Origin of the sequence: Nostoc sp. (genome assembly GCF_036917395.1) — a bacterium.
Taxonomy (GTDB): domain Bacteria; phylum Cyanobacteriota; class Cyanobacteriia; order Cyanobacteriales; family Nostocaceae; genus Nostoc.
In genome coordinates, this window is sequence record NZ_JBALDI010000045.1 from 62,039 (window position 1) to 70,249 (window position 8,211).

At 41.5% G+C, this 8,211-nt stretch carries 7 protein-coding genes; 3 read left to right on the forward strand and 4 right to left on the reverse strand.

What is annotated here, in order from left to right:
• The first annotated feature begins 254 nt into the window (after positions 1 to 254).
• The gene (locus V7K46_RS16370) at positions 255 to 2,366 is read left to right on the forward strand and encodes a M3 family metallopeptidase (protein WP_335114855.1); all 2,112 of its coding nucleotides are present in this window, start codon (positions 255 to 257) and stop codon (positions 2,364 to 2,366) included.
• Between the two features lie 450 nt (positions 2,367 to 2,816).
• Here V7K46_RS16370 and V7K46_RS16375 read toward each other — a convergent pair whose 3' ends face one another.
• From V7K46_RS16375 to uvsE, 3 genes are all read right to left on the reverse strand, one after another.
• Positions 2,817 to 3,272, reverse strand: a complete 456-nt coding sequence (locus V7K46_RS16375; protein WP_335114857.1) for a pentapeptide repeat-containing protein — start codon at positions 3,270 to 3,272, stop codon at positions 2,817 to 2,819.
• A 459-nt stretch (positions 3,273 to 3,731) separates the two neighbouring features.
• Positions 3,732 to 4,595, reverse strand: a complete 864-nt coding sequence (locus V7K46_RS16380) for an alpha/beta fold hydrolase (protein ID WP_335114859.1) — start codon at positions 4,593 to 4,595, stop codon at positions 3,732 to 3,734.
• A 211-nt stretch (positions 4,596 to 4,806) separates the two neighbouring features.
• The gene (gene uvsE, locus V7K46_RS16385; RefSeq protein ID WP_335114861.1) at positions 4,807 to 5,763 is read right to left on the reverse strand and encodes a UV DNA damage repair endonuclease UvsE; all 957 of its coding nucleotides are present in this window, start codon (positions 5,761 to 5,763) and stop codon (positions 4,807 to 4,809) included.
• Positions 5,764 to 6,137: 374 nt separating this feature from the next.
• On the opposite strand from uvsE, the gene V7K46_RS16390 reads away from it, so the two are divergent.
• Positions 6,138 to 7,292, forward strand: a complete 1,155-nt coding sequence (locus V7K46_RS16390) for a glycoside hydrolase family 10 protein (protein WP_335114863.1) — start codon at positions 6,138 to 6,140, stop codon at positions 7,290 to 7,292.
• A gap of 12 nt (positions 7,293 to 7,304) precedes the next feature.
• Entirely contained in the window at positions 7,305 to 7,733 is a 429-nt protein-coding gene (locus tag V7K46_RS16395) for a DUF2358 domain-containing protein (protein WP_335114865.1), read from the forward strand.
• A 73-nt stretch (positions 7,734 to 7,806) separates the two neighbouring features.
• Here the strand turns inward: V7K46_RS16395 and V7K46_RS16400 are convergent.
• A partial coding sequence (locus tag V7K46_RS16400; RefSeq protein WP_335114867.1) for a hypothetical protein occupies positions 7,807 to 8,211 on the reverse strand: 405 nt, incomplete at its 5' end.

Sequence of the window (8,211 nt, forward strand, 5' to 3'; positions counted from 1 at the left end):
ACCTGATTGAAAGGATGAGTGCATGATTATATTATCTCAGAGACTTTCGCTGATATTTCTGGAACTGTTGCCTGTCAGATATCGTTCATAAACCAAACAAAATAGCTGTATCAAGATAATTTTCTGAGTAACTCTCGTTTTTTTTGCTATATTGCCAGAATGACAAGACTATTTAGCACAGCGATCGCTACATTAGAAGATATATATATAAAAATCAACAATGATTTTTATTCATCCGCAGTTCACACAAAACCATGAGTGCAAGTACTATTATTTCCGACAATCCCCTACTCCAAGGCGTTGGTTTACCTCCCTTTGCAGAGATTAAACCAGAACGAGTAGTACCAGCCTTCAATCAGTTGCTGGCAGAACTTGACCAGCAGCTTGCCACCTTAGAGGCTAATGTAGAGCCTACTTGGAGTGGTTTAGTAGAACCCTTAGAAAAGCTAACTGAACAGCTTACCTGGAGTTGGGGGGTGGTGAATCATTTAATGGGTGTTAAAAATAGCCCCGAACTGCGCGAAGCTCATGAAATCGTACAGCCACTAGTCGTACAGTTTATCAACAAGCTCGGTCAAAGCCAACCCATCTACAATGCTTTTAAGGCACTCCGTACCAGTGATAGTTGGGCAACTTTAGAATTAGCTCAACAGCGCATTGTAGAAGCCGCGATTCGAGATGCTGAACTTTCTGGTGTTGGCTTAGAAGGAGAGGCAAGAGAGCGTTTCAACGCCATACAGATGGAGTTAGCAGAACTTTCTACCAAATTCTCTAACCACGTACTTGATGCCACTAAAGCCTTCAGCCTAACCCTAACAACACAAGCGGAAATTGACGGTTTACCACCAAGCTTAGTGAGTTTAGCAGCCCAAGGTGCTCGTGCAGCTGGCGAAAGCAACGCCACACTTGAAAATGGTCCCTGGCGGATTACTTTAGACTTCCCCAGCTACGGCCCTTTCATGCAGCACAGCACTCGTCGAGATTTGCGCCAAAAGCTCTACAAAGCTTATATCACCCGCGCTTCTGGTGGCGATTTAGATAACAACCCCTTAATTGAGCGCATTTTGAAGTTGCGCCAAGAACTCGCAGATATACTAGGCTTTAAAAGTTTTGCTCAATTAAGCCTGGCTAGTAAAATGGCTCCCAACGTTGAGGCAGTCAACGCCCTGTTAGAAGAACTACGCCGCGCTAGTTATGATGCTGCTGTCAAAGACTTGGCAGAACTCAAAGCTTTTGCAGCGGCACAGGGAGCAGCAGAAGCTACGGATTTAAAACACTGGGATATCAGCTTTTGGGCAGAACGCCAACGAGAAGCAAAATTTGCCTTTACCGCTGAAGAATTGCGTCCCTACTTCCCTCTTCCCCAAGTGTTAGACGGCTTATTTGGACTAGTCAAGCGGCTGTTTGGCGTCACTGTCACCTCTGCCGATGGTCAAGCGCCAGTATGGCATGAGGATGTCCGTTATTTCCAAATTGCTGATGAAACTGGTTCTGCCATAGCCTACTTCTACTTAGACCCCTACAGCCGTCCAGCAGAGAAACGCGGTGGTGCTTGGATGGATGTGTGCATCAATCGGGGCAAAATCACTGAAAATGGTGTCACTGCCATCCGCTTACCTGTAGCTTATTTGGTGTGTAATCAAAGTCCTCCCGTAGATGGTAAACCTAGTTTGATGACTTTCTATGAAGTAGAGACTTTGTTCCACGAGTTTGGTCATGGATTGCACCATCTGCTCACTAAGGTTGACTATCCCGGAGCCGCAGGCATCAATAACGTGGAGTGGGATGCAGTGGAACTACCTAGTCAGTTTATGGAAAACTGGTGTTATGAGCGACCCACTTTATTTGGAATGGCGAAGCATTACGAAACTGGTGAAGCCCTACCGGAGCATTACTATCAAAAGCTGCTAGCGGCGCGTAATTATATGAGTGGATCTGCCATGTTACGGCAGATCCACCTGAGCAGTCTTGATTTAGAATTACACTACCGCTATCGCCCTGGTAGTAATGAAACTCCGTCAGATGTGCGTCATCGTATAGCTAAGACTACTATGGTTTTACCACCACTTCCAGAAGATTCAATTTTATGTGCTTTTGGACATATTTTTGAGGGTGGTTATGCAGCAGGCTACTACAGCTATAAGTGGGCTGAGGTACTGAGTGCTGATGCTTTTGCCGCTTTTGAAGAAGCTGGGCTAGAAGATGAAGAAGCTATAAAAGCTACAGGTCAGCGTTATCGGGATACGGTGCTGGCACTCGGTGGTGGTCAGCATCCAATGGAGGTGTTTAAAACTTTCCGAGGTCGTGAACCAAGTACGATCGCTTTGCTCAGGCACAATGGTTTAGTTAGTGCATCTGTAAACTAAACAATACCTCTGTAGAGACGTTGCATTGCAACGTCTCTACTGGCATCAAATCTTTGCAAACAATCCTTAGCTGGAGATGGTTTGCCAACCTGGTAGACCTTATGGCGGGATTGGTTGAGATTACAGGATATGTGTTGGGCTGCCGATTTGATTACACAACCACTTTATAAAGATGTTGGTAATCACAAGGCGTTAAAAAGGCTTGCTCTAATTCCTTCCTTTTTAAAAAGGGTTAGGGAGGATCATTATTTACGTGGATATTGGCTCAATCCCAATAAGAAACCCCCTCTGCTTTCGTCATAGTAAACTGATTACAAGGCAGAAGGGGTTCATTTTTTATTTTTGTATAGGCAGATTTTAAGGATAATGCTGGCAAAAAACCAGTTTCTCTGATTTAAAACCTGCAAAAACCTATGTTGTGTTTATTTTAACCTGCCTAATCAGTTGGACCTATTTCCAATCGGGAATCTCGGCATCTTCTCCACCAATCCCGATTCCAGTGTTAAATATTTCGGCATCAGTAAGATTGAGATCATTCATTGATGCTTTATACACATTAGAATCGTGAATGGTAGCGCGAGTAAAATTTACCCTGTTGAGATTGGTTTGCTTCAAATTCACATTGCTTACATAAGCTGATGTTAGGTTAGCACCTGCCAAGTTTGCACCTGTTAAGTCAGCACCTTCAAGGTTAGCCCCTACAAGGTTGGCTCCTTGAAGCTTTGAGCCTCTCAAGTCAGCACCAATTAAATGAGCGCCACTGAGGTTAGCTCCCGATAGATCACACTGGGTACATTCCCCAGTTGAAAGCAGCTTTTGTAAGTCCTGCGGATTCTCGGCTCTAACCGAGCTAGCGAAAAATAGGGGAGTTGCTAAGGCAATGGCCGCTAATAGCTGGAGTTTCATAATTTTCCCCCTTAATAATCAAGTTGCGTCCGTTCTGTCCCTCACAACTCTATTATCTCACTAAACTTCGTGAGGTCAATCTATCTCTTGACAAGTTAGTTGTAATATGAAGCAGAGATAAAAATGAGATCAAAAATGCAATTAATTCTGATTTTTGGCGATTTTTACTCGATAAACCCTAAAAAACTGCCAGTGTTAAATCACTGTTAAATCTTTTTAAAAGCTTGCACTACTCGCCATAATTTGGCTATTTTGATAAGTATTTATACTTTTTAGCAAATACTATTAGCTTAAGGGACTTCCAAGAAATAAATTATCAAAATAAACGAACCACAGAGACACAGAGAAGCCAGTGCGTTGGGCGGGTTCCCCGACTTGAAGCAACTGGCGCGACACAGAGAAAGGAAAAATGAGAGGGTTTTTGCGTCAGTTTTGGGACATTTTTTTATTTGGAAGTCCCTAAGTCCTCAAAAATTCTCGCATATACTGATTAACCAATTCAGGTTGTTCTTGCTGCACCCAATGGCCACAATTGGGAATATATTTGATTTGAAAGTCCCTGACATAGGTTGCGGTGTCGTAGGTTAGTTCCTTGCCGAGTGCAGTGTCATTTTCTCCCCAAATCATCAGTGTTGGCACTTCCAGAACGTCCCAACTTGGATTTAGCATTCTCTGTTGAAAAATATTGCGGTAGTAGTTCAACATTGCTGTGAGGGCACCGCGTTTTGCAGCAGCATCTTTATAAGCGTCAATATCCGCTTTGGTAAAAGCGCTTTTGTTAACTGCTGTACCTTTAAAAGCTGTTTCAATTGCTTGGTAGTCTGAAGATTGTAAAAGTAATTCTGGTACCCACGGTAGTTGAAAGACAAACATGTAGTAACTACGCAGCAACTGTTGGGGAGTGCGTAAACCTTGAGCAAATTTGGCAGGATGAGGCAGGTTAAGGATAATTAATCGCTCCAGCATTTTGGGGTGAGCATAGGCAAAATTCCAAGCGATCGCACCACCCCAATCATGTCCAACTAATACACATTTTTCGTATCCTAATCCTTTAATTACTCCTTCAACATCTTGGATAAATTCATGCATTACATAAGCTGATTGCTCTGTTGGTTTATCACTATCGTTGTAGCCACGCAAGTCAAGGGCAACTACTTTAAAATCTTGGGCGAATTCTGGTATTTGATGCCGCCAAGAGTACCAAAACTCAGGAAACCCATGCAACATCAACATTAAGGGGCCTTCACCTTGGGTAACGTAGTGTAGTTTCACCCCATTAGTAGTTATATAATCGTGTTTGCAATAACTTTCTATTAAAGACATAATTAATAAAATATCAACATTATCAAATACTAAATAATCATACTGCACTTAATAAGTGTAATATTATTTTGAGCAAACTCACATTTATTGAAAGACAGTATTACGATAGTGATGTACAGTAACAAACACTATGAAATCTTACGCACTACATTTATAGTGTTGCATGGATAACCCCTACAAACTTTCGTCAGCTAAAAACTTTCGTGTTAATTTAGATACAATTATTTTTCATTAGCCAGCAAGAGCGCAAATATGCGATCGCTTTTTCTTTTTGTTTGGCTTCGACTTCGATCCACGGTGCTTGGTGGTAGACGTTGGGCATATCGGTAATCAAGTCGCTGTGTTTTCTATCATTGAAAGCTTGTTCACCATTGGAAATATGGACTAATTGCCAATCTGGATTTGTCCAAGTTTCTTGCGCTGCATAAAACATGGATGCTACATTCGGATGATCGTAGCTATCTAAATTTTCGTGGCAAATATGGTGATGGGCATCAAATACCATCGGCACGCCAGTTTGCTGACATACTGCTAAAATTTCATTGGCGCTATACGCATATTCATCATTTTCTAGAGTCAAGCGGCTTTTGATATTTTCTGGTAGTGAGGAAATTACTTTTACTAGTTGTTCAGTACGTTGAGATTTGCCACCATGAATATTCATCAATGACCAAGGCGATCGCGGTAAGCCCAGTAAATCAAGTGTACGGGAATGTCCTGCTAGATTATTGATACTTGCTTGTACCACTGAGGAAGAATCAGAACTCAACACTACAAATTGATCTGGATGCAACACCATTCTTATACTCAATGCATTTGCTCGTTGACCGATTGTTGCTAAATCAGCACTCATTGCCTCTAATATATTTGCACCGATTTCGTCTTCTAAGTCACTTAGAGGAAATAAATTAGAAGACATCCGATACAGCTGAATTTGATTCTGCTGACAAAACGAGAGGGCGTCATGCAAGCGTTGTAAGTTATGCTGATACAGTTCACTCAGGGCGCTTTCACGTTCACTAAGGGAAAGTTTTAAGTAACGTGTGCGCGTCATTGTCCGAAAGCGCACTTGTTTGTCAGAGGTGATGCAAACTAGCCCTAAGTTGGGCAGTGTAATTTTTTGACACTGCTGTGCATTCGGTAAATTTTGGAACTCGATTACAGTCATTAACTATATTTACTAACTATTGTTTATTTTGAAGATTTTTTAATTTAAACAAGTTCTGCCACCGACTTACGACTACCTAAAGAATGAACTCTTAAGTCACGGCACTCCACTAATTTCACTTCGGTAAATAAAGCCCAGTGCTATCATTGGGACAAGCATGGCTTTTGGGTATTGTGGCACTAGTACCGCTGCGCGGAAGTCAAAAGTCAAAAAGCTCGAATTTCGCAGCTTTGAGCGATTTGGAATGAGTAGTTTATTTTTGCCGATGTGTACTAAGTTTGCTTGCCTATGGGATTTACACAATAATACAGGCGCGGTATCGTTGGCTAATCAATGTTTAGATAGTCCAGCGCCGAGAATTTCAATTTATAGAAATGGCAATAATAGAAACACGTGGTATTTGGCTGACCACTACTGATAGTAAAGTTCTCAGGTCAAAACAACGCATTGCCGAGGCGATGGATTTCCTTGCCGAGACAGGATTTAATGTGGTATTCCCCGTTGTTTGGAACAAGGCAGTAACTTTATATCCTAGTCAAACAATGCAGCAGACATTTGGAGTCGAAATTGACCCGATGTCTGTAGGCCGCGACCCTTTAGAAGAAGTGGTGGTTGAGGCGCGACGAGTTGGGTTGAAAGTCATTCCTTGGTTTGAATACGGCTTTGCTAGTTCCTACAATTTGAATGGCGGTATACTTTTACAGAAAAAACCGGAATGGGCTGCGCGTGATTATAACGGTAACTTATTGAAGAAAAACGGCTTTGAGTGGTTGAATGCACTTGACCCACAGGTCCAGGAATTCTTATTGAATTTGGTGCTGGAAGTTGTGAAGAATTATGATGTGGATGGTGTTCAAGGTGACGATCGCTTCCCAGCATTCCCCTCTGAAGGTGGCTATGATCAGGTAACTGTAGCACGTTATCATCAGCAATTTGCTCACAATCCACCACAGAACCCCAAGGACAGACAATGGTTACAGTGGCGTGCAGATATTCTCACTGAGTTATTGGCGCGTCTCTACCGGGAGGTGAAAGCAGTTAATCCTAATTTATTAGTAGCGATCGCACCTAATATTTATGATTGGGCATTCCAGGAATATCTGCAAGATTCACCCACCTGGTTGAAGCGGGGAATAGTTGATATGATTCAGCCGCAGATTTATCGCCGTGACTTTAGGAGTTATCAGGCGATCGCTGATAAACTAGTAAACCAGCAGTTCACAGATGCGACGTTGCCCAAGTTAGCGCCGGGAATATTGATGAGGCTTGGCAGTTATTGTATAAGTCCCGAATATTTGGTGCAGGCAATTGAATATAATCGCCAACTTGGCATTCAAGGAGAGGTATTCTTTTTTTACGAAGGTCTGCGCGAGAATAATAATACCCTAGCTAAAGTTTTGCGAAATGGGCCTTATGCTAAGTCTGCATCATTTCCTACTCTATTAGATTTGAGTAGGAGTGGTGTAGACAACAGCAGATCATCTTCAATTTGGCAAGGGTTAGAGAGGTTGTTAAAAAAGTTTTTTTAAGGGAAAAGGTGCATGGAATTTAAATTGCCAGTGGAACGGGTAATTAAAACTCTCAAACAGGATTTACCAACACTTTTTCAAAAAGATATCTCCTATGACATCTATACACAGGATATCTATTTTAAAGATCCGGTAAATACATTCAAATACAAATTTAACTATCGCATTATATTTTGGACTTTGCGATTTCACGCTCGGCTATTTTTTACCCAAATTTACTTTGATGTGCATGAAGTTTATCAGTCAGCCGAAGATACGATTTTAGCAAAGTGGACAGTGCGGGGAGTGTTGCGCGTTCCTTGGAAAGCTGGTTTGCTTTTTAATGGATATTCAACGTATAAACTCAACCAAGATAATTTGATATACGAGCATATCGACACATGGGATCGTAAACCAGGGGAGATTTTACGGCAGTTTTGGCAAAGAGAAAAAGAGAGCTAAAGTGCAGCATTATAACAAGTTACTGCACTAAATTCCAAGATACGATCAGCCGATTGCAGATCAAGAATGTGATTTACGGTAGTCTAAGATTATATAACTTTGAATAAGGAGTAATATTTTTTATTGCTTCTAAACCTGGTAAGTTTATTTTTGGAATCTCAATTAGACTACGCATTTGTGCTGAAAATTTTGTAAGCTCATTTTTCCCAGGTATTAGCTCTGCAAATAGTGAGTTAATTTTGGGAAGCTCGGTTATACTTCGCGTTAGCTCTGTAAATGGTGAGTTAATTTTTGAAAAGGTAGTTAGATTTTGCAAGTTTTCTGAAAATGGTGAGTTAATTTTCGGAAGCTCAGTTAAACTCCGTAAGTTTTCTGCAAATAGCGAGTTAATTTTGGGAAGCTCGGTTATACTTCGCGTTAGCTCTGTAAATGGTGAGTTAATTTTTGAAAAGGTAGTTAGATTTTGCAAGTTTTCTGA